Source organism: Nonomuraea sp. C10, from assembly GCF_008017515.1.
GTDB classification, from domain to species: Bacteria; Actinomycetota; Actinomycetes; order Streptosporangiales; family Streptosporangiaceae; genus Nonomuraea; species Nonomuraea ferruginea.
Genome location: NZ_VPFF01000001.1, coordinates 2667726 through 2688149 on the forward strand (window position 1 = coordinate 2667726; position 20424 = coordinate 2688149).

At 71.5% G+C, this 20424-nt stretch carries 21 protein-coding genes; 18 read left to right on the plus strand and 3 right to left on the minus strand.

Translation table 11 applies throughout. From position 1 onward, the window contains the following. Positions 1–24 precede the first annotated feature (24 nt). The 10 genes from FR742_RS12145 (at position 25) to hydA (ending at position 12122) form a co-directional block, all read left to right on the plus strand. Positions 25–1287: an amidohydrolase family protein gene (locus tag FR742_RS12145; protein WP_187281117.1), complete on the plus strand. Its 1263-nt coding sequence runs from the start codon at positions 25–27 to the stop codon at positions 1285–1287. Next, positions 1284–3335 carry a hydantoinase/oxoprolinase family protein gene (locus FR742_RS12150; protein WP_148031060.1) on the plus strand — a complete coding sequence of 684 codons (2052 nt, stop codon included), beginning with the start codon at positions 1284–1286 and terminating at the stop codon, positions 3333–3335. The genes FR742_RS12145 and FR742_RS12150 overlap by 4 nt, the downstream gene beginning before the upstream one ends. Then, on the plus strand, positions 3332–5065 hold the full coding sequence (locus FR742_RS12155; protein ID WP_148031061.1) for a hydantoinase B/oxoprolinase family protein: 1734 nt from the start codon (positions 3332–3334) through the stop codon (positions 5063–5065). The genes FR742_RS12150 and FR742_RS12155 overlap by 4 nt, the downstream gene beginning before the upstream one ends. A gap of 79 nt (positions 5066–5144) precedes the next feature. Next, positions 5145–6743, plus strand: a complete 1599-nt coding sequence (locus FR742_RS12160) for an ABC transporter substrate-binding protein (protein WP_187281118.1) — start codon at positions 5145–5147, stop codon at positions 6741–6743. Between the two features lie 26 nt (positions 6744–6769). Next, positions 6770–7834 (plus strand): ABC transporter permease, encoded by a 1065-nt coding sequence (locus tag FR742_RS12165; RefSeq protein WP_148031063.1) that lies wholly within the window; start codon positions 6770–6772, stop codon positions 7832–7834. After that, complete coding sequence (locus FR742_RS12170; protein WP_148031064.1) at positions 7831–8685, plus strand: ABC transporter permease; 855 nt, start codon at positions 7831–7833, stop codon at positions 8683–8685. The genes FR742_RS12165 and FR742_RS12170 overlap by 4 nt, the downstream gene beginning before the upstream one ends. Beyond that, positions 8682–9542: an ABC transporter ATP-binding protein gene (locus FR742_RS45710; protein ID WP_148031065.1), complete on the plus strand. Its 861-nt coding sequence runs from the start codon at positions 8682–8684 to the stop codon at positions 9540–9542. The genes FR742_RS12170 and FR742_RS45710 overlap by 4 nt, the downstream gene beginning before the upstream one ends. Beyond that, the gene (locus tag FR742_RS45715) at positions 9539–10333 is read left to right on the plus strand and encodes an ATP-binding cassette domain-containing protein (RefSeq protein ID WP_261808486.1); all 795 of its coding nucleotides are present in this window, start codon (positions 9539–9541) and stop codon (positions 10331–10333) included. The genes FR742_RS45710 and FR742_RS45715 overlap by 4 nt, the downstream gene beginning before the upstream one ends. An 11-nt stretch (positions 10334–10344) precedes the next feature. Next, positions 10345–10731: a gamma-glutamylcyclotransferase gene (locus FR742_RS12185; RefSeq protein ID WP_148031067.1), complete on the plus strand. Its 387-nt coding sequence runs from the start codon at positions 10345–10347 to the stop codon at positions 10729–10731. Continuing rightward, positions 10728–12122, plus strand: a complete 1395-nt coding sequence (gene hydA, locus FR742_RS12190; RefSeq protein ID WP_148031068.1) for a dihydropyrimidinase — start codon at positions 10728–10730, stop codon at positions 12120–12122. Before FR742_RS12185 ends, hydA begins: the two co-directional genes overlap by 4 nt. Here hydA and FR742_RS12195 read toward each other — a convergent pair. After that, entirely contained in the window at positions 12097–12609 is a 513-nt protein-coding gene (locus FR742_RS12195; protein WP_148031069.1) for an Lrp/AsnC family transcriptional regulator, read from the minus strand. The genes hydA and FR742_RS12195 overlap by 26 nt on opposite strands. 93 nt (positions 12610–12702) lie before the next feature. Here FR742_RS12195 and FR742_RS12200 point away from each other — a divergent pair, with 93 nt between their 5' ends. Continuing rightward, a complete protein-coding gene (locus FR742_RS12200) occupies positions 12703–13146 on the plus strand; it encodes a rhodanese-like domain-containing protein (protein ID WP_148031070.1) in 444 nt (147 codons plus the stop codon). Between the two features lie 109 nt (positions 13147–13255). Next, positions 13256–14014, plus strand: coding sequence for a FadR/GntR family transcriptional regulator (locus tag FR742_RS12205; protein ID WP_148031071.1), 759 nt, complete (start codon positions 13256–13258; stop codon positions 14012–14014). Between the two features lie 31 nt (positions 14015–14045). On the opposite strand, the gene FR742_RS12210 is transcribed toward FR742_RS12205, so the two are convergent. Together FR742_RS12210 and FR742_RS12215 are read right to left on the minus strand one after the other, a co-directional pair. Then, positions 14046–14561, minus strand: coding sequence for a nuclear transport factor 2 family protein (locus FR742_RS12210; protein WP_148031072.1), 516 nt, complete (start codon positions 14559–14561; stop codon positions 14046–14048). Positions 14562–14569: 8 nt separating this feature from the next. Continuing rightward, the gene (locus FR742_RS12215; RefSeq protein ID WP_148031073.1) at positions 14570–14911 is read right to left on the minus strand and encodes a DUF4286 family protein; all 342 of its coding nucleotides are present in this window, start codon (positions 14909–14911) and stop codon (positions 14570–14572) included. Positions 14912–14995: 84 nt separating this feature from the next. Here FR742_RS12215 and FR742_RS12220 point away from each other — a divergent pair, with 84 nt between their 5' ends. From FR742_RS12220 to FR742_RS12245, 6 genes are all read left to right on the plus strand, one after another. Then, complete coding sequence (locus tag FR742_RS12220; RefSeq protein ID WP_187281119.1) at positions 14996–15859, plus strand: TIGR03619 family F420-dependent LLM class oxidoreductase; 864 nt, start codon at positions 14996–14998, stop codon at positions 15857–15859. Between the two features lie 371 nt (positions 15860–16230). Continuing rightward, positions 16231–17310 (plus strand): ABC transporter substrate-binding protein, encoded by a 1080-nt coding sequence (locus FR742_RS12225; RefSeq protein WP_187281120.1) that lies wholly within the window; start codon positions 16231–16233, stop codon positions 17308–17310. Between the two features lie 15 nt (positions 17311–17325). Then, a complete protein-coding gene (locus FR742_RS12230) occupies positions 17326–18159 on the plus strand; it encodes an ABC transporter ATP-binding protein (protein WP_148031076.1) in 834 nt (277 codons plus the stop codon). After that, positions 18159–19043 carry an ABC transporter permease gene (locus FR742_RS12235; protein ID WP_148031077.1) on the plus strand — a complete coding sequence of 295 codons (885 nt, stop codon included), beginning with the start codon at positions 18159–18161 and terminating at the stop codon, positions 19041–19043. Before FR742_RS12230 ends, FR742_RS12235 begins: the two co-directional genes overlap by 1 nt. Beyond that, positions 18998–19618 carry a hypothetical protein gene (locus FR742_RS12240; RefSeq protein WP_148031078.1) on the plus strand — a complete coding sequence of 207 codons (621 nt, stop codon included), beginning with the start codon at positions 18998–19000 and terminating at the stop codon, positions 19616–19618. The genes FR742_RS12235 and FR742_RS12240 overlap by 46 nt, the downstream gene beginning before the upstream one ends. Then, a complete protein-coding gene (locus FR742_RS12245; RefSeq protein WP_148031079.1) occupies positions 19618–20415 on the plus strand; it encodes an SDR family NAD(P)-dependent oxidoreductase in 798 nt (265 codons plus the stop codon). The genes FR742_RS12240 and FR742_RS12245 overlap by 1 nt, the downstream gene beginning before the upstream one ends. Positions 20416–20424: the final 9 nt, after the last annotated feature.

Consider the following 20424-nt stretch of genomic DNA (forward strand, 5'->3'; position numbering starts at 1 on the left):
ACAGCGATAGACGGGCGAGCGCCCGTGACCGAGCCCGTGTGGCTGTCCGGCGGTCACGTCGTGGACGTGCGATCCGGATCGATCCGGCGGGACACCAACGTCGTCGTACGCGACGGCCGGATCGAACGGATCACCACCGACGCCCCGCCCCCCGGAGCGCGCACCGTGCCCCTGGGCGGACGCTACCTGCTGCCCGGGCTGATCTCGGTGCACACCCACCTGTCGGTGGTCTACCCGTTCTCGGACAACGACGAGTCGGAGAACCCCGGCATCACGGCTCTGCGCGCGCTGTCCAGAGCTCGCGAGGCGCTGTACGCGGGAGTCACCACGATCCGGACCGTGCACGAGCAGAACCGCGCCGACCTCCTCGTCCGCACCGCCGCCGGCCAGGGCTGGGTGGAGGCGCCGCGGATCGTGGGCGCCGGCCGGGCGATCTCCACGACCGGCGGCCACGGGCAGGGCAGCGGCTGCGCCTACGCCGACGGCTACGACGCCTTCCTGCGCGCCGCCCGCACGGAACTGGCCGCCGGGGCCGACCTCATCAAGATCTTCATCACCGGCGGCATCGCCCACCAGGGCGAGTCGTTCAACGGCGCGCAGATGACCGTCGACGAGATGCGCGCCGTGGTCCGCGCCGCCGACGAGCACGGCACGTACGTGACCGCGCACGCCGGCGCGGGCTCGGCCATCCGCGAGGCGCTCACCGCCGGGGTGCGCGGCTACGAGCACGCCTACGACCTCGACGAGGCCACCGCCAGGCAGATGGCGGCGCAGCGGGTCTACCTGACCCCGACGCTGTGCGTGACCCGCTGCCCCGACTGGATGGCCGAGCACGCCTTCACCCCGTGGCAGATCGAGCGGGCGCTGGAGGTCGGACCCGGGCATCTCGCCAGCATCCGCACCGCCATCGCGGCCGGCGTCGCCGACCCGACCGACCCGGAGAAGCCCGGGATCACCTTCCTGGCCGGCACCGACTACCCGCCCGGCGCGCCGATCGAGGACACCGTGGTCGCGGTCCGTGAGATGGAGTTCCTGGCCGAGGCCGGGCTCGACACCCACCAGGCGCTGCGCTCGGGCACCCTCGACGCGGCCCGCCTGACCGGCCTCGAAGGGCAGGCGGGCGTCGTGGAGGAGGGCCACCTCGCCGACCTGATCGTCACCGAGCGCGACCCGCTGAGCGACCTGTCGGCGCTGCGCCGGATCACCTTCGTCATGCAGGCCGGGCGGGTCGTCCGCGACGACCTGCCCGCCGTACCCGACCACCACGCCACGGAGGGCGCACAGTGAGCCAGGACTCCGGCCGCACCCGCTTCGCCGTCGACATCGGCGGCACCTTCGTCGACGCCATCTCCTACGACGACGCCACCGGCGAGCTGCGGCTGCACAAGGCCTCCACCACCCCCGACGCCCCGGCACGCGGCGTCCTCGACGCGGTCGGCGGGCTCGCCGACCGGCTGGACGACGTGGAGGCGTTCGTCCACGGCACCACGCTGGGCCTGAACGCGATCCTCCAGCGGCGCGGCGCCGACGTCGGGATCATCACCAACGAGGGCTTCCGCGACCTGCTGGAGATCGCCCGCGCGAACGTGCCCTCCCAGTACATGTACGACTTCTCCTACGCCCCGCCGCCGCCCCTCGTCCCCCGCCGGCACCGCGCCGGCGTGCCCGGCCGCGTGGACGCCCAGGGCACGATGATCGAGCCGCTGGACGAGGACGCGGTGCGCGAGGCGGGCCGGGTGCTGGTGGAGGAGCACGGCCTGCGCTCGCTGGCCATCTGCTTCCTGCACTCGTACGCCAACCCCGAGCACGAGCGGCTGGCGGCGCGCATCCTGCGCGAGGCGTACCCCGAGGTGTCGGTCTCGACCTCCACCGACATCACCCGCGAGTACCGCGAGTACGAGCGGACCAGCACGGTCACCCTCGACGCCTACATTCGGCCGGTGCTGAACGACTACATCGCCACCCTGGAGTCGCGGCTGAACGACTCCGGGCTGACCCACCCGCTGCACATCATGCGCTCGGGCGGCGGCGCGATGACCTCCGAGCTGGCCCGGCAGGCGCCGCTGATGACCGTGCTGTCCGGGCCCGCGGGCGGCGTGGTCGGCGCCTCCTTCCTGGCCCGCGAGCAGAACCTGCCGAAGGTGATCACCTTCGACGTGGGCGGCACCAGCCTGGACTGCTGCGTGATCGAGGACGGCGAGCCCGGCGAGGTGCACGAGGCCGCCATCGACGGCTTCCCGCTGCTCATCCCGATCTTCGACATCCGCACCGTGGGCGCCGGCGGCGGCTCGATCGCCTGGATCGACGAGGGCCTGCTCAAGGTCGGCCCGCACAGCGCGGGCGCGGTGCCCGGCCCGGTGGCGTACCGCGCCGGCGGCACCGAGCCGACCGTCACCGACGTGGCGTTGGTCCTCGGCTACCTGGACCCCTCCGGGTTCCTGGACGGCGACATGACCATCGACGCCAACGCCGCCCGCGCCGCCGTGCGGACCGAGCTGGCCGAGCCTCTCGGCGTCGACGTCACCAAGGCGGCGGCGAGCGTCTTCCAGGTCCTGCTGGCCCGTACGGTCGGCGCGCTGCGCGAGATCACCGTGGAGCGGGCGCTGGACCCGAGGGAGTTCGCGCTGCTCGCGTTCGGCGGGGCGGGGCCGCTGCTGGCGCCCATGCTGGCCCGCGAGATGGGCATCGCCACCACGATCGTGCCGCAGGTCCCGGCCGCGTTCTCGGCCTTCGGCATGCTGATGTCGGACCTGGAGTACGAGTTCGCCACCACGGTCCTGCGCCCGCTGACCGACGAGACGCTGGCCGCGGTGGAGGACACGTTCGCCGAACTGGAAGGGCAGGGCGAGGAGGTGCTGTCCGCCCAGGGCGTCAAGCCCGAGGACCGCACCCTGATCCGCCGCCTGGACGTGCGCTACCACGGCCAGGAGCACAGCCTCGGCATCGACCTGGTGCCGGGCGACACCGCGGCGTCCGTGCTCGCCCGCTTCAGCGAGCAGCACGAGGCCCGCTATGGCCACGCGATGCCGGAGCCGGGCCAGATCCTGACGCTGCGGGTGCGCGCGGTCGGCCGGCTGGCCAAGCCGGGCCTGCGCGAGCTGCCGCCGGCCGGGACCGCCACCCCCGAGCCGATCGCCGAGCGCCCGGCGTTCGACGTCGCGACGGGCGAGACGGTCCCGTTCCCGGTGTACGCGCGGGCCACCCTGGGCGCCGGCCACGAGGTGAGCGGGCCGGCCATCGTGGAGGAAGGCACCTCCACCACGGTCATCTTCGGAGACCAGCGGCTCACCGTCGACCGATACGGGCAACTGGTGATCACGGGAGGCCAGGCATGAGCACGGGCGAGCGGCTGGACGGCGCGACCGTCGAGGTGATCAGGAACTACCTGGTCTCGGTGGGCGAGCAGATGCGCCGCACCCTGGTCAGGGCGGCGTTCAACCCGGTCATCTACGAGGTGCTGGACTTCGGCATCTCGATCTACAACGCCGACCTGGACCTGACCGCCGAGGCGGCCGGCATCACCTCGTTCCTGGGCGCCAACGACCACGCCATCGTCAAGGGCGTGGAGTACGTCGGCCGCGAGAACCTCGCGCCCGGCGACGTCTACCTGCTGAACTATCCGTACTGGAGCGGCGCGCACTCCTACGACGCGATGCTGTTCGCCCCGGTGTTCCGGGACGGGCACGACGGCCCCGCGGCCTACCTGGCGGTCCGCGCCCACTGGATGGACCTGGGCGCCAAGGCCCCCGGCTACGTCCTGGACTCGACCGACATGCACCAGGAAGGCCTGATCTTCCCCGGCACGAAGATCGTGAGAAGTGGTGAGCCGGTGCGGGACATCATCGAGCTGATCCGGTTCAACTCCCGGCTGCCCGACCTGACCATCGGCGACTTCCACGCCCAGCTCGCGGCGCTGCGCACCGGCGAGAACCGGCTGGCCCAGGTGTGGGAGAAGTTCGGCGGCGAGACCGTGGACCAGGCCATCCGTCAGCTCATCGAGCACGGCGAGCGGGTCGCCCGCAAGGCCGTGGCCGCGCTGCCCGACGGCTCCTGGACCGCCGTGGACTATTGCGACGACGACGGCATCACCGACGACCTGATCCGGATGGAAGTCAAGGTCACCATCGACGGCGACCACATGGAGGTCGACTTCAACGGCTCCGACGGCGCCGTGCTGGGCCCGGTCAACCTGCCCATCGGCGCCACCGAGAGCCTGGCCAAGGCCACGTTCAAGGAGCTGACCAGCGCGGACGAGCCGTCCAACGCCGGGCACTACCGGGCGCTGTCCGTCGTGGCCGACCCCGGCAACTTCTTCAACGCGCAGTATCCGGTGGCGACGTTCACCCAGTGGAGCGCCATCGTCGCCTTCGAGCTGCTGCACAAGGCCCTGGCCCAGGTGCTCGACACCATCCCGGCCTCCTCCGGCGGCGACGAGCCGGGCTTCATGGCGCTCGGCAACGACCCGCGCACCGGCGCCGACTTCGTCATCAGCAACAACGAGGGCATCGGCTGGGGCGCGCGCAAGGACCGCGACGGCGCCAACGCCCAGCAGCACCCCTCGCAGAGCGTGGTCCGCAACACCCCGATCGAGGTGCTGGAGCACAAGTCGACCGTGTTCCACGAGCGGCTGGAGCTGATCCCCGACTCCTGCGGGGCGGGCCGCTTCCGTGGCGGCGTGGGCGTGCTGCGGCAGGTCCGCTACCTCGCCGACGGCGAGGTGCTGTCGATGAAGAAGAAGAGCAAGACCCGCCCCTGGGCGCTGGACGGCGGCCACGAGCCCGAGCCCAGCGAGATGGTGCTGTGGCCGGGCACCGACCGGGCCAAGCGGGTCGGCATGTACCGGGCGGCGATGCGGGCGGGGGACCGCTTCGTCAACCGCACCGCGGGCGGCGGCGGGTACGGCGACCCGCTCGACCGCGACCCGGCCGCCGTGGTCGCCGACGTGCTCGACGGCTACGTCAGCGCGGAGGCGGCGGAGCGGGTCTACGGCGTCGTCGTGGACGACTCCGGAGCCTGGCGGCCCACGCCGGCCAGAGCGGCGCGAACGGCCGCCCCGGAGTCCTGACCACGTGGGACACGGCAAGGCGCCGTGGCCGGAAGCAGGTGTTCGCCGCAACGGCGTACTCATGAAGGGTAGAAGATCCATGCACCACCGCATCCCCCCATCAGCGGGACCGTCCCGCCGGGTCCGTCCCCTGCGTCTGGTCGCGGCCGCCCTGGCCGCCTCCCTCGCCCTCGCGGCGTGCGGCGGCGGCGCCGGCTCCACCGGGGCAGGCGCGGACGCGCGCAAGCAGACCCTGATCATCGCCGAGAACGAGCCCCCGGCGACCTTCGACCCCGCCCAGGCGGACAACTCCACCGTGGACGAGGTGTCCATCCCGGCCTACGACACGCTGCTGCGGTACGAGGGCAACGAGCTGTCGCCGTCGGTCGCCACGGAGTGGAAGTTCGACGAGAAGGGCACCGCGCTCGACCTGACGCTGCGCGACGACGTGACCTTCCACGACGGCGCCAAGCTGACGGCCGCCGACGTGAAGTACACGCTCGACCGCGTCGCCCGGCTCGGCATCGGCGTCGCGTCCCTGGTGAGCGCCTACGACTCCACCGAGGTCGTGGACGACACCCACGTGCGGATCAACCTCAAGCAGCCGAACGCGCCGTTCGCCTCCGCGCTCACCCGCGTCTACCTGCTCAACTCCAAGCTCGTGACCGCCAACGCCGGCGACGACGACGGCCAGAAGTGGCTGGCCACCAACGACGCCGGGTCCGGCCCGTACAAGCTGGCCGGCTACACCGCCAACCAGGAGGCGCGCTTCACCCGCTACGACGGCTACTGGGGCGGGTTCACCAACCAGGCCAAGGACGTGGTGTTCCGCTACCTCCCGCAGGCCGCGACCCAGAAGACGGCGCTGGCCTCGGGCGACGTGGACATCGCGATGGACATCGCGCCCACCGACTGGGCCGGGATGGAGGGCTCCGGGTTCACGGTCGACAAGGCCGACACCAACGTCCAGCTGTACGTGTTCTTCAAGATGAAGGACTCGGCGGTGTCGAACCCGAAGCTGCGTGAGGCGATCGCGCACGCCTACGACTACGACCAGCACGTCAGCGCCATCCTCAAGGGAGCCGGCAAGAAGGCCGTCGGCGTCCTGCCCAGCGGCATGACCTGCTTCGACGAGACCACGCCGCAGCCGGTCAGGGACGTGGCCAAGGCCAAGCAGATCCTGGCCGACGCCGGGCTGAGCGGCGTCACGCTCACCATGACGTACCTGAAGGCCACGGCGGAGATGGAGCAGGCCGCCACGCTGCTGCAGTCCAACCTGTCCGAGATCGGCGTCAAGCTGAACCTGGAGGCCATCACCTACCCGCAGTACGTGGAGCGGCTGAAGACCAACGAGACCACGCCGGACCTCGGCATGATCTACGGCTTCCCGCCGTACCCGGACCCGGACGCGGTGCTGTACCTGCAGTTCCACTCCAGCTTCGCCAACGGCGGGCTGAACAGCGGCGGCTACGACAACGCCGAGGTCGACAAGCTCACCGAGCAGGGCCAGCAGGCGACCGACGAGGCCGAGCGGTGCGCCGCGTACAGCGAGGCCCAGAAGCTCATCGCCGCCGACCACTACGCCGTCAACCTGGCGAACTCGCAGTACGTGACGGTCCTGCGCCAGGGCCTGACCGGCTACACCTACCAGCCGGCCCACCACCAGACCGTGGACGTCTACAAGATCCAGGTCGGCTGAGCCGCGGTACGAGGAGGGACCCCCGCATGGCCCGTTTGCTGCTCCGGCGGCTCGTCACGAGCGTCGTCGTGCTGGTCGGCCTGGCCGTCGTCACGTTCCTGATGACCCAGGTGCTGCCCGGCGACCCGGCCCGCGCCGCCGCCGGGCGCAACGCGACAGCCGAGCAGGTGGCCGCCGTCGCCGCCCGGCTGGGCCTGGACCAGCCGGTGTGGGACCAGTTCCTGGCCTACATGGGCCGGCTGTTCCAGGGAGACATCGGGACGTCGGTGTTCACCCAGCGCCCGGTGCTGGAGGATGTCGCGGCCATGCTGCCCTCCTCGCTGGAACTGGTGCTCGCCGCCATGGTGATCAACATCGTGGTGGCGGTGCCGCTGGGGACGTACGCCGCCTGGCGGAGCGGCCGGGCGGCGGACGCCGCCGCCCGGCTGATCACCCTGCTGGGCGCGGCCGTGCCGGTGTTCTGGCTCGGCCTGATGCTCCAGCTGGTGTTCGCCGCCGAGCTCAGGGTGCTGCCCCTCACCGGGCAGCTCTCCTTCGGCCGCCAGGTGCCGGCCATCACCGGCATGACCTCGGTGGACGCGCTGCTCAGCGGTGACATGGCGGCCTTCGGCGACGCCATGGCCCACCTGCTGCTGCCGGCCGTGACGCTCGCCGCGTCGTTCGTGGCGGTGGTGGCCAGGACCGTGCGCTCCTCCATGCTCACCGCGCTGAGCTGCGACTACATCGCGCTGGCCCGGGCGACCGGCGCGTCGGAGTTCCGCGTGGTGGTGCGGCACGGGCTGCGCAACGCGCTGGTGCCCGCCAGCACCATCCTCGGCATGCAGCTCGGCTGGATGCTCGGCTCCACCGTCCTGGTCGAGTCCGTCTTCGGCAGGACCGGCATCGGCTCCTACGCGGTGACCGCGGTGCTGCAGAACGACCTTTACGCCGTGATCGGCACGGTTCTCGTGATCGGAGTGGTCTTCGTGCTGGCGAACATCGCCGTCGACCTCGTCCAGCTCTGGCTGAACCCGAGGCTGCGCCACACCGGCGCCCGCGCCCGGCGCACGACCGTGCCTTCCGAGACCCCCGCGACGGAGGTGCCGGCATGAGCGCGCACGCCGCCGCCAAGCCGCGGACCCGGCGCCGGGTGCCCGTCGTGGAGGGGATCGCCCTCGCCGTGGCGGCGCTCGTGGTCCTGATGGCCGTCGCCGGGCCGCTGCTCGCCCCGTACGACCCGTACGCGGTGGACCTCTCCCGGTCGCTCCTGCCGCCGTCGGCCGAGCACTGGCTCGGCACCGACTCCAACGGCCGGGACGTGCTGAGCCGGGTCCTGTACGGCGCCCGCGTCACCCTGCCGGCGACCCTCGTCGTCATCGCCGCCTCCACGCTGATCGGCCTGCTGATCGGCACGCTCGCGGCGCTCGGCGGGAAGGTCGTCGACGAGGTGCTCATGCGGATCACCGACATCGGGCTGTCGCTGCCGGCGATCATCCTGGCCCTCGGCCTGGCCGCCGCGCTCGGGCCCGGCCTGTCCTCCGCGGTCATCGCGCTGTCGCTCACCTGGTGGCCGGGTTACGCCCGGCTGGTGCGCACGCTCGTCCGCGAGGTCAAGGACGCCGAGTACGTCGACGCGGCCCGCGTCATGGGCGTCCCGCAGGGACGGCTGATCTTCCGGCACATCCTGCCCAACGCGCTCAACACGCTCTACGTGCAGACCACGGTGGACGTGGGCGCGGTGATGCTGGTGATCTCCGGCCTGTCCTTCATCGGCGTGGGCGCCCAGGTGCCCTCGTCCGAGTGGGGCGCGATGATCGCCGGTGAGGCCAACAACCTCACCAACGCCTGGTGGGCCGTGGCCTTCCCGGGCCTCGCCCTGCTGCTGACCGCCCTGGCGTTCAACCTGGTGGGCGACTGGCTGCGGGTGCGCAACGACCCGACGATCCGTCAGGAGGCGCGATGAGCACCGACCCCCTGCTCCGCATCCGGGACCTGCGGGTGTCCTACCCGGCGGCGGGAGGCGCGGGAGGCATGGCCGAGGTCGTCCACGGCGTGGACCTCGACCTCGCGCCCGGCGAGCGGGTCGCCCTGGTCGGCGAGTCGGGGTCCGGCAAGTCGGTCACGGCGCGGGCCGTGCTCCGGCTGGATCCGGACGCGCGGCTGTCCGGCGGGATCGAGCTGGAGGGCGTCGACCTGCTGGGGCTGCCGCAGCGCCGGATGCGCGAGATCCGCGGCGGCCGGGTCGGCCTGGTCTTCCAGGACCCGCTGGCCTCGCTCAACCCGGTCATGACCATCGGCCGCCAGGTCATGCAGCCGCTCGTCATCCGGGGCGTGTCCCGGCGGGTGGCCCGCCGCCGGGCGATCGAGCTGCTGGAACGGCTCGGCGTGCGCGACGCGGAGCACCGCGTCGACGACTACCCGCACCAGTTCTCCGGCGGCATGCGGCAGCGCGTGGTGATCGCCATCGCGGTCATCGCCGAGCCCGCGCTGCTCATCGCCGACGAGCCCACGACCGCGCTGGACGTGCGGGTGCAGGCACGGGTCCTGGAACTGCTGCACGAGCTGGCCGCCGAGCGCGGCATGTCCATCCTGCTGATCACCCACGACCTGGGCATCGTCGCCGGGTTCGCCGAGCGGGCGGTGGTGATGCGCCACGGCCGGGCCGTCGAGACCGGCACCGTCGACCAGATCTACAACGCGCCCCGGCACGACTACACCAGGGCGCTGCTGGCCGCCGTCCCGCGCATCGGCGGCGACGTCACCCGGCCGCTGGCCGTCATCGGCGCCGCCGGGAACGCGCCCGAGGAGGAGGAATCGTGAGCGAGCCGCTGCTCCAGGTCCGTGACCTGGTCAAGACCTTCGGCGGGCGGCGCGTGCTGGGCGGCGTCTCCTTCGACGTGGCGCCGGGCGAGGTGCTCGGCCTGGTCGGGGAGTCCGGGTCGGGCAAGTCCACCACCGCGCGGTGCGTCACCCGGCTCACCCGCCCGGACAGCGGCCGGGTCCTCCTCGGCGGCCGCGACGTGCTCACCGCCGGGCGGCGCGAGCTGCGCGCCCTGCGGGCGGACATGCAGATGGTCTTCCAGGACCCGTACTCGTCGCTGAACCCGCGCATGACCGTGGCCGAGCTCGTCGGCGAGCCGCTGCTCGTGCACGGGCTGGAACCCGATCGCCGGCGACGCCGCGAACGGGCCGCGGAACTGCTGGAGACGGTCGGCATGTCGGCCGAGCACCTGGACCGCCACCCGCGCTCCTTCTCCGGCGGGCAGCGCCAGCGCATCTCCATCGCCCGCGCCCTCGCGGTGGAGCCGCGGCTGCTCATCTGCGACGAGCCGGTCTCGTCGCTGGACGTGTCGGTCCAGGCCCAGGTGCTGAACCTGCTGCGCGACCTGCGCGAACGGCTGGGCCTGTCCATCCTGTTCATCGCCCACGACCTGGCGGTCGTCTACTACCTCTGCGACCGGGTGGCGGTCATGCTCGACGGCGAGCTGGCCGAGATCGGCACCCGCGAGCAGATCTACGGCGAGCCGAGCCACCCCTACACCCGCTCGCTGCTCGACGCCGTGCCCGTCCCCGACCCGGCGCTCGCCAAGCGGCGCCACACCACCGCATGAAGGAGCACCACGTGGAGAATCTGCGCATGTTCGTCAACGGCCAGGCGATGTCGGGCGGCAGCCTGAACGCCGCGCTGGCCGGCGCCCGGTTCCTGGGGCCGGCGACGACGGCGCCCCGCTACCGGTTCTACTCCGTACGCGACGAGTTCCCCGGCCTCCACCCGGTCGGCGACGGCTACGCGGTGCCCGGCGAGCTGTACGAGGTCACGTACGAGATCCTGCGCGACCACCTGCTGCCGGGCGAGCCGCCCGAGCTGGAGCTCGGCGTGATCGAGCTGGCCGACGGCAGCGGCTCGCTGTCGATGCGGATGCGCGCCGAGGCGCTGGAGGCGCCGGGCGTCGTGGACATCAGCGAGGCCGGAGGCTGGCGCGCGCACCTGGCCGGAGCCGGCGGATGAGCGACCCTGTGGTGATCCGCGGCGGCACGGTGGCGGAGGCGAGCTGGTGCGCCCCCGCCGACGTGTTCGTCGCGGATGGAAGGGTGACCGCGCTGGCCGAGCCGGGCACGCCCGCGCCGCGCGGCACCGCCGAGATCGACGCCGGCGGCATGCTGGTGCTGCCCGGCGGCGTCGACCCGCACTGCCACGTCGGCTTCACCTCGGGTGACTTCACCTCACTCGACGACTACGCCCAGTGCACGACGGCCGCGGTGTTCGGCGGCACCACCACGATCGTGGACTTCGCCATCCCGCGTCCCGGCCAGGCTCCCGCCGACGCCGCGCACGCCCAGCGGGCCAAGGCGGCGGGCGGCCTGTGCGACAGCGCGCTGCACGCCTGCGTCGTGGAGTGGGACGAGACGGTGCCCGACCAGCTCCGCTCACTGGTCGCCGACGGCATGCCGACGGTGAAGATGTTCACCACCTACCGCGGCGAGACGATGGCCGACGAGGACACGATCCTGCGCACCATGTCCACGCTGCGTGACCTCGGCGGCATGGTGGTGATCCACTGCGAGGCCAACCACATCATCGAGGACACCCAGACGCGCTGCTCGCACGACGGCCGGATCGGCGCCGAGCACATGGCGGCGACCCGGCCCGAGCTGGCCGAGACCGCGTCCGTGGCCGAGGTGCTGGCCATCGCCGAGTCCCTGAAGGCGCCGGTCTACTTCGTGCACCAGTCCACGCCGGAGGCAGTCGAGCTGGTGGCCGCGGCCAGGCGGCGCGGCCTGGCGGCCTACACCGAGTCCGTCGCGCACCACCTGGTGCTGGACGACGGGCTCTACGCCGGGGCCGCCCCCGAGCGGTTCGTGTGCTGCCCGCCGCTGCGCCCGCGCCCGGTGGTGGACGGTCTCGCCCGCCACCTGGCCACCGGCGAGATCACCACGATCGGCAGCGACCACTGCTGTTACGACGTGGCGCAGAAGGAGTCACGCCGGTCCGACGTGCGCGCCATGCCGAACGGGCTGCCCGGCGTCGAGACCCGGCTGCCGGTGATCTTCTCGGAGTTCGTGGCGGGCGGCGCGCTGCCGGTCAGCCGGTTCGTCGAGCTGACCGCGGCCAACCCCGCCCGGACGAACGGCCTGTATCCCCGCAAGGGCACCCTCATGCCGGGCGCCGACGCCGACATCGCGATCTGGGACCCGTCCGCCCGTTGGACGATCACCTCAGGCGACCTGCACATGGCGACCGACTACACGCCGTACGAGGGGATGACGGTCACCGGCAGGCCGCGCACCGTCCTGGTCGGCGGCCGGGTGGTGGTCCACGACGGCGTGCTCGCCGACGCCACCCCGCGAGGCCGCCACCTGGCCGCGAGCCCGATCACACCGGCGCCCGCCCGCCGCTGAGCGGAGGGCCGTCCGGCCCGGCGGGCGGTCCCGGCGGCAGCAGCGGTCTCGGCGGGAGCGGGGACGAGTAGACGACGCTCGTGGTGACGCCGCCGAGCGCGCCGATCCGGCCGCTCACCCGTTCCAGGTGCTTCATGTCCGTGGCGACGACCTTCATCACGAAGCAGTCGTCGCCCGTGACGTGATGGGCCTCGATCACCTCGGGGAGCTCGGCGAGCAGGCTGTGCAGCGGCTCGTAGGCGCTGCTCGGGTAGCGCAGGCGCAGGAAGGCCATGATCGTGAACCCGAGCCGCTCCGGGTCGACCTGGGCGCCGTAGCCAGTGATCACGCCCGCCTGTTCGAGCCGCCGGACGCGCTCCGCCGTCGCGCTGTGGCTCATGTTGATGCTCCGCGCCAGGTCCGCGACGCTCTGCCGGCCGTTCGCCTGGAGAGCCCGCAGGATGCTCGCGTCGACCTTGTCGAGCTCGTAAGGGACACTGAAGGTCATGTCCTAGATATTGCATCAAATTCCCCGCTATAGCGGCGGAATGCCGGTGATCGGCTCTTCAGCCGAGGCCGGAGCCGTCAGTATCGTCGAGGCATGTCACCCGTCACTTCCGCCGCGAGCGCTCTCGTGGCCCACTTCGCCGGCAAGCTCCAGTTCGAGACGGACCCCTCTGACGTGCACGCCGACCAGGAACGCGGCGCCCGGTTCGTGCTGGTCGACTCCCGGGGGGACGACGCCTGGACCCAGGGCCGCGTCACCGGCGCCGTCCACCTGCCGACCGCGCGGATCGCCCGTCGCGCGCCTCTGGAGATCCCCCTGGACATGCCGGTCGTCACCTACTGCTGGGGACCCGGCTGCAACGGCGCCACCCGTGCCGCGCTGGAGTTCGCCAAGCTCGGCTACCAGGTGAAGGAGATGATCGGCGGGTTCGAGTACTGGGCCCGCGAGGGCTACCCTGTCGAGGACGACCACGGCCGGGTCGTCCGCGCGGTGGACCCGCTCACCGCTCCCGCGCACGCCATCGGCTGCGACTGCTGACCCCGCCCGGCCGGGACCGGCTTCGCCGACGTCGCCACCAGGGGTGTATCAACCGCTATGGTTAGCATAGATTCAGGACCTCGGGCGATCACCTCCACGAAGGGGCGACATGACGAACGGTACCCGGCCGCCCAAGGCCGCGATGCTGGTGGCCCAGCGGATCATGCGTGACGTCAGCCGGGACGACCTCCACCCCGGCGACATGCTCCTGCCCGAGCGCATCATGCTGGAGAAGTACGAGATCGGGCGCGGCACGCTCCGTGAGGCCCTGCGGCTGCTGGAGTTCCACGGCGTCATCGCCCTCAAGCCCGGCCCCAAGGGCGGCCCGGTGCTGCTCGACCCCGACCCGTCCCACCTGGCCAGCACCATGCTGCTGCTCATGCAGGTCAAGCAGGCCCCGTTCCGGGCGATCATGGAGGTGCGGGCCACGCTGGAGCCCAAGACGGGCGCCCTGGCCGCCGAGCGCATGAGCGACGACCAGATCGCCGAGCTGGGCCGGTGCCTGGCCGACATGCGTGACCACATGGACGACGACTACATCTTCTTCGACACCAACCAGCGCTTCCACGACATCATCGCCTGGGGATCGGGCAACGCGCTCTTCGGCTACATCGTCGACTCGCTGCTCGGCATCCTCGACGGCACCGTCGCCGCCGTCGACTACAGCGCCGTGGGCAGCGACTACCCGCAGCGCAGGCGTAAGGCCATCCTCAAGGCCCACGAGGAGATCTACGCCATGATCGCCGCCCGCGACGCGGCGGGCGCGGAGGCCCGCATGCAGGAACACATCGACGCCTACGTCCGCTACGTCGAGCGCAAGCATCCGAAGCTGCTGGAGCAGACCATCCGCTGGGACGCGCGGTCCTGAGGCGGAGGGCCGCGAGCGGCCCTCCACCCGGTCACAGACCGGCCGGCCAGTCCGCCTTCTTCCAGGGGTCGCCCGCCCGCATGCGCAGCCGGTCGCCCAGCGCCTGCGGATACTCGCGGACGTCGACGAAGTACATGTAGGCCTGCACCCGCTCGCTGAACCGCCAGCCGTCAGGGCCGCGCCGGTAGCGGTCGTGGTAGCGGAGCGCGGTGATCATCGGCGCGCCGTCCCGCCACACCTCGGCGTGCGAGGAGACCAGCCCGGTGGCCACGTCCGGGTCCTCGTCGTCGAAGTCCACGACGTGGCCGTGGGTGAAGTGGTTCGTCGGCCCGAGGGCGGCGAACCGGCCGCCGAAGTAGGCGGCGATCGCCGCGACGCCCTTGCCCTTGCCGGGCCCGCTCATGGTGCGCAGCTCGGCGTCCTCGGTGAAGAGCGCGCAGACGCCGTCCAGGTCGCGCTCGTCCACCGCGAACCCGTACCGGACGGCCAGGCCGCGGATCTCCTCCAGGTCCTCCAGCCGGCGGATCCGGCTCTCCAGGTCGCTCATGCCCGTCCTCACTCCGGCAGCGGCAGGCCGTTCGCGGCCTCGTGGATCTGGACGTAGACGTTGCGGTAGAAGGTCTTGGCCTTGGCCTTCATGCGCTCGGTCGTCACCGTGCCGTTACGGTAGTTCTGCTGGTAGTCGGGGTTGTCGACGACGGAGACGTCCTCCAGCTCGTAGATGCACAGGTAGTTCGGCCGCCCGTCCAGCGCCTTGTACCTGCGCGCGCTCAGGAAGCCCGGCACCCGGCCGATCTTCTCGGGGATGTGCTCCTCCTCGTACCAGGTGTTGAACTCCTCGTCCAAGGAGTCGGGGATGTCGAACATGGCGACCATCACGCCTGGGCGCTTCGTCATGGTTGTGCCCTCCCGGGGGTCATAATTGGTATGCATGATTAGTATGGTGACCACGTTGCCATGTCAAGAAAAGGTGAGAGCGTCATGAAGGTGTCGGTGCGCTGTTTCGGCTTCCCGCTCACGTGGTACCGGCCCATCGCGGAGACGGCCGAGCAGGAGGGGTTCCACGGGCTGTGGATCCCCGACCACGTCGTCTCGCCGACCATGACCGACGGCAAGTACCCGTACAGCGCGCACGGCCGGCCGAGCTTCGACCCGGCGACGCCGTTCGCGGACCCGCTGGTGATGGCGGGCCACCTGGCGGCCGCGACCTCCCGGATCCGGCTGGGCATCGGCGTCTACGTGCTGCCGCTGCGCCACCCGCTCATCGCCGCGCGCTCGGTGATGTCCGCCCAGGAGCTGTCCGGCGGACGGCTCGTGCTCGGGGTCGGCGTGGGCTGGATGCGCACCGAGTTCGAGTCCCTGGACCAGGAGTTCTCCGGCCGCGGCGGCCGCACCGAGGAGATGCTGGACGTCATGCGCCGGGCGTGGACCGGAGAGCCGGTGCGGCACGAGGGCCGGTGGTACTCCTTCCCCGAGCTCACCGTCGCCCCGCCGGTGACCGCGCCGGTGCCGGTGCTCATCGGCGGAGCCAGCGAGCGCGCCCTGGCCCGCGCCGTCCAGCACGGCGAAGGCTGGTACGGCCCTCCCGGCACGGCGGACCAGACCGCTACCTACGTCACCGCGCTCCAGGCCGAGCTGGAGCGCCAGGATCGCGAGCGCTCCTCCTTCCACATCGTGGCGCGGGCCCCGGAGGACGAGCCGCTCGCCGGCGTCCGTGCGCTGGCCGAACGGGACGTGGACGAGGTGGTGCTGAACCTGCCCAGGGCCGTGGCGGAGGTCGGCGAGGTCACCTCCTGGATCACCGAGGCCGCGGCCCGGCTGCGCGCCGACGGCGCCCTCGCCTGAGCACGGCCCGCCAACGGCTTGTTGAAGATCACGTCAACACATCGAGGCGTCTCCGGACGGGGATCCGGGCGCGCCGGTGGCCGGGGCGTCCCCGCCGAGGCACCTGCCGCGCTATCAGTGATAACCAATCGTACGGAATCCACACAGGGCACAGGGCCGGGGCGTAGCGCGCTCCGGCCATCGCTTACCCTGCCCTCATGAGGGTCCGTCCGGGTCCGCCGAGTCCGTAACCGGCAAGATCTGGCTGCTCGCAGACACTCCGGTGACGCCAAGTCGACGCGGGGAAATCGTTGACGTTGCGCTCTACTGTCCCTATCGTTATCAGGAATTATTGAGGCCTACCTGCACGCCCCCCGGAGATGAGCGCTCCTATGGTTCGTTCCACAAAACTCGTTGCCTCGGCCCTCGCGGTCCTGCTCACGGTTCTCGTCAGCGGATGCGCATCCTCCTCGCCGGAGGGTGGCGAGAGCGCCGCGTCCGGCGATGGCGGGCTGACCACGATCAGTTACATCGACGCCGGCTCGGCCTGTCTGTGCAGCTACCCCAGGCTGCAGGCGGAAGCCCAGGGCTACTTCGCCCAGCAGGGCATCGAGATCGACAACAAGACCTCCATCTTCAACGCCAACCAGCTGATCCAGGCCGTCGCCCAAGGTCAGGCCGACATCGCGCTCACCGGCGGGACCGCTCCGCTGGCCTCGGCCGCGGCCGGCAAGCTGGTCAAGGTGGTGGCCGTGCTCGGCGCCCCGGCGCCCGAGCAGATCACGCTCAACAACCAGACGCTGGAGAAGCTCGCCCAGAAGGGCGTCACGCCTGAGTCCCCGTACCAGGAGAAGCTCGCGGCGCTCAAGGGTTTGAAGATCGCTTCAGCGGCGACCGGCTCCACGACGGACCTCCTGTTCCGGCAGATCCTCACCCTCGGCGGCCTCAAGCCGGACAGCGACGTGACGATCCAGCCGTTCAGCGACGCCGCCGCCGGCACCGCCGCGGTCAAGCAGGGCGCGTCCGACGGGCTCGCCGGGTTCCCCAGCCAGACGACCGGCCCCGAGGCCGACGGCTGGGGCAAGGTGTTCATCGACATCGTCAAGGACGCCCCCGAAGCGGCGAACATCCCCTACATCGTGGTGGCCGTCAACCCGGACTTCCTGAAGAACCAGCCCGACGCGGTGACGAAGTTCCTCAAGGCGATGACGCAGGCCCGCGACGACGCCAAGGACTTCAGCCAGGAGCACAGCGACGCCCTGCACCAGAAGTTCTTCGCCAGCACCAGCGACGCCGCGTGGAAGACCGGCATCGAGGCGATCCTGCCCGTCTTCACCGGCAGCATCGTGCCCACCCAGGAGCTCGCCGACAACCTGATCAAGGTCTACAACATCGGCAAGCCGGACCCGGTCTCCGTGCCGTTCGAGGAGCTCTACGACACCGAGCTCGTCAAGGCCCTGCCGGACGCCTGAGTGAGGGAGAGACCCGTGTCCAGCATCGGAACATCGACCGAGCGCGCGTCCGCCGCGGCGGCACAGGCGGACGACCGTCCGATCGCGGTGAGCTACCACCAGGTCGGGCGCACCTTCACCACCGCCAAGCGCACGTTCACCGCCGTGCAGGGGATCGACCTGGAGATCCGCAAGGGCGAGTTCATCTGCATCATCGGCCCCAGCGGCTGCGGCAAGAGCACCCTGCTCAACATGGCCGCCGGCCTGCTCACCCAGAGCACGGGCGAGGTGCTCTACGACGGCAAGCCCATCAACGGCATCAACAACGACGTCGGCTACGTCACCCAGAAGGACACCCTGCTGCCCTGGCGGACCGTGGAGAAGAACGTCTCGCTCCCGCTCGAGGTGCAGAAGGTGCCCCGCCGGGAGCGCAAGGAGCGGGTCGCCCAGGTGCTCGACCTGGTCGGCCTCGGCCAGTACGGCAACAGGTACCCGTCGCAGCTGTCCGGCGGCATGCTCAAGCGCGCGGCGCTCGCGCAGACCCTGGTCTACCGTCCCAACACGCTGCTGATGGACGAGCCCTTCGGCGCGCTGGACGCGCAGCTGCGGCTCAACCTGCAGCGGCAGACCCTGGAGATCTGGGAACGCGAGCGCAAGACCGTGCTGTTCGTGACCCACGACCTCGAAGAGGCCATCCTCATGGCCGACCGCGTCGTGGTGTTCGGCGCGAACCCGGGGCGGATCATCCACGTCGAGCCCATCACCTTCGCCCGGCCCCGCGACTTCGGATCGCTGCGCACGGACCCCGAGTTCGCCGCGGTCTGGTCACGGCTGTGGGCGCTGCTCAGCCCGCAGATGGAGGATCACTGATGACCAGGTCCGACACGATCGAGGCCGGCCGGCCGGAGGCCGCCCCGAAGCCGGTCGGCGCGCCGGCGGCCTCCGGCGGGCTCAACCCGAGGCTGACCCGGCGCCTGCTGATCACCGCGATCCAGGTGGCGCTGCTCGTCGCCGGGCTCGCGGCCTGGGAGTACTTCGCCGGCAAGCCCGGCGAGCCGCACGTCCTGATCGACCAGTACTACGTCAGCAAGCCGTCCCTCATCTGGGAGGCCATGGGCCTCTGGGTCTCGCAGAACCTGCTGTGGCCGAGCCTGTGGGTCACGCTGCAGACGACCGTGATCGGGTTCGTGCTGGGCGCGCTCGCCGGCCTCGTGGCCGGGTTCGTCCTCGGCGTCAGCCCGTTCCTCGCCGCCGTCTGCCAGCCCTTCGTGGACGCGATCTACGCGATCCCGCGGCTGGCCCTGGTGCCGCTGTTCATGCTCTGGTTCGGCATCGGCATCGGCTCCAAGCTGGCCCTGGTCATCAGCGTGGTCGCCTTCCTCGTCTTCTACTCCACGTACGCGGGGGTCAAGGACGTCGACCACCTGCTGGTGGACAAGCTCCGGCTCATGCGGGCCAGCCGCCTGCAGGTGCACCTGAAGGCCACCCTGCCCTCGGCGATGACGTTCATCATCTCCGGTCTGAGCGTGTCGGCCCCGTACGCGCTCGTGGTCGCGGTGACGGCCGAGATGATGTCGTCCAACCGCGGGCTCGGATACCTGCTCGTGCAGTCGGCCAACCAGTTCGACACCGCCGGCACGTTCGCCGCGATCTTCGTGCTCATGATCGTGGGCATCGCCCTGATGCTGCTGATCCGCCTCATGGAGATGTGGCTGCTCCGCTGGAAGCCCAAGCGGCCGACCGGGCGGGCCTGATGGAGACGTTCATCGCGCTCGGCCCCGCCGGGCTGCCCGCCCCTGACGGGGCCGCCGTCTGGTCGCTGGCGCGCGACATCGGCGAGAACGACACCGTCTTCCCCGTCCTGGCGCTCGCCCGCGTGACCGGTCCCGGCGCGCTCGACCCCGGGTTCGGTGACGTCGCCTGGCGGGCCGTACCGCAGACCGGATGGGTCAGCCCTTCGGCGTCCGAGTCCCTGCCCGAGGACCATCGGGAGATCTTCGTGGTCTTCAACAACGCCGTCCAGGGCCGGGAGGACGAGTACGCCCGCTGGTACGACCAGGTGCACCTCGCCCACACCTTCGAGCACATGGGATTCGAGGGCGCCCAGCGCTTCGCCCTGGAGCCGGTCGGCGGGCAGAGCCCGCCCTACCGCTACCTCACCCTGTACGCGGTGCCCGAAGGCGGGATCGGCCGGTGCGAGGAGCGCCGGATCGCCGTGGGGGAGGAGCGCGAGCGCGCCGCCCGCGCCGGCCGAGAGCCCGAGGTGCCGGTGAGCGACGCGCTCACCGGGCCCCGCCACGCCAACTACTTCAGAAAGGTCCCCGGCTGATGTCAGACGTGTCAGGTCTGCGGTTCCTCATCACCGGCGGCGCGAGCGGCATCGGCGCCGAGACGGCGCGCCTGGCCGCGGCCCGCGGCGCGACGGTGGTCATCGCGGACATCGCCGACGACGCGGGCAGGCGGCTGGCCGCCGAGATCGGCCCCCGCGCCGACTACGTGCGCGGCGACATGAGCGACCCCGCCTCGATCACCGAGATGGTGGAACGTGCCACCGCTCTCATGGGCGGCCTCGATGTGCTGCACAACAACGCCGGCGTGGCCGACGCCGTGGTCAGCCGCACCCTCGGCATCGAGGACTTCGGCCCCGAGGAGTGGGACCGGGTGCACGCCGTCAACCTGCGCGGACCGTACCTCGCCGCCCGCGCCGCACTGCCGCACCTGCGGCGCAGTGAGAACCCCTCCATCATCAACGCCGCCTCGATCGCCGCCGGCCTGGCCCGGCCGCACACCCTCGCGTACGCGGCCAGCAAGGCCGGAGTGGCCCAGCTGACCCGCAGCCTGGCGCTGGAGCTCGCCCCCGACGGCATCCGGGTCAACTGCTACGCGCCCGGGATGATCGAGACCGAGATGGCCTCGCGCTACATCGCCTCCCGCCCCGACCCCGAGGCCACCCGCCGGGACGTCCTGGCGAACTACCTCAGCCGTTCCATCGGCAAGCCGCGTGACGTGGCCGAGGTCGTCTGCTTCCTGGCGAGCCCCGCCGCCGCGTTCGTCAACGGCGCGGTGTGGAGCGTCGACGGCGGGTTCACGGCCTGGAAGGCCACCGGGTCCGAGCTGGAGTCGTGAGGAGTTGTG

What these genes read in the sequence shown, in the direction of transcription:
- hydA (WP_148031068.1), top strand. Translation starts at nt 10,728, where the DNA reads ATGAGCGACCCTGTGGTGATCCGCGGCGGCACGGTGGCGGAGGCGAGC.
- FR742_RS12235 (WP_148031077.1), top strand. Translation starts at nt 18,159, where the DNA reads ATGACCAGGTCCGACACGATCGAGGCCGGCCGGCCGGAGGCCGCCCCG.
- FR742_RS12245 (WP_148031079.1), top strand. Translation starts at nt 19,618, where the DNA reads ATGTCAGACGTGTCAGGTCTGCGGTTCCTCATCACCGGCGGCGCGAGC.
- FR742_RS12160 (WP_187281118.1), top strand. Translation starts at nt 5,145, where the DNA reads ATGCACCACCGCATCCCCCCATCAGCGGGACCGTCCCGCCGGGTCCGT.
- FR742_RS12220 (WP_187281119.1), top strand. Translation starts at nt 14,996, where the DNA reads ATGAAGGTGTCGGTGCGCTGTTTCGGCTTCCCGCTCACGTGGTACCGG.
- FR742_RS12225 (WP_187281120.1), top strand. Translation starts at nt 16,231, where the DNA reads ATGGTTCGTTCCACAAAACTCGTTGCCTCGGCCCTCGCGGTCCTGCTC.
- FR742_RS12170 (WP_148031064.1), top strand. Translation starts at nt 7,831, where the DNA reads ATGAGCGCGCACGCCGCCGCCAAGCCGCGGACCCGGCGCCGGGTGCCC.
- FR742_RS12215 (WP_148031073.1), bottom strand. Translation starts at nt 14,911, where the DNA reads ATGACGAAGCGCCCAGGCGTGATGGTCGCCATGTTCGACATCCCCGAC.
- FR742_RS12195 (WP_148031069.1), bottom strand. Translation starts at nt 12,609, where the DNA reads ATGACCTTCAGTGTCCCTTACGAGCTCGACAAGGTCGACGCGAGCATC.
- FR742_RS12210 (WP_148031072.1), bottom strand. Translation starts at nt 14,561, where the DNA reads ATGAGCGACCTGGAGAGCCGGATCCGCCGGCTGGAGGACCTGGAGGAG.
- FR742_RS45710 (WP_148031065.1), top strand. Translation starts at nt 8,682, where the DNA reads ATGAGCACCGACCCCCTGCTCCGCATCCGGGACCTGCGGGTGTCCTAC.
- FR742_RS12200 (WP_148031070.1), top strand. Translation starts at nt 12,703, where the DNA reads ATGTCACCCGTCACTTCCGCCGCGAGCGCTCTCGTGGCCCACTTCGCC.
- FR742_RS12155 (WP_148031061.1), top strand. Translation starts at nt 3,332, where the DNA reads ATGAGCACGGGCGAGCGGCTGGACGGCGCGACCGTCGAGGTGATCAGG.
- FR742_RS12165 (WP_148031063.1), top strand. Translation starts at nt 6,770, where the DNA reads ATGGCCCGTTTGCTGCTCCGGCGGCTCGTCACGAGCGTCGTCGTGCTG.
- FR742_RS12205 (WP_148031071.1), top strand. Translation starts at nt 13,256, where the DNA reads ATGACGAACGGTACCCGGCCGCCCAAGGCCGCGATGCTGGTGGCCCAG.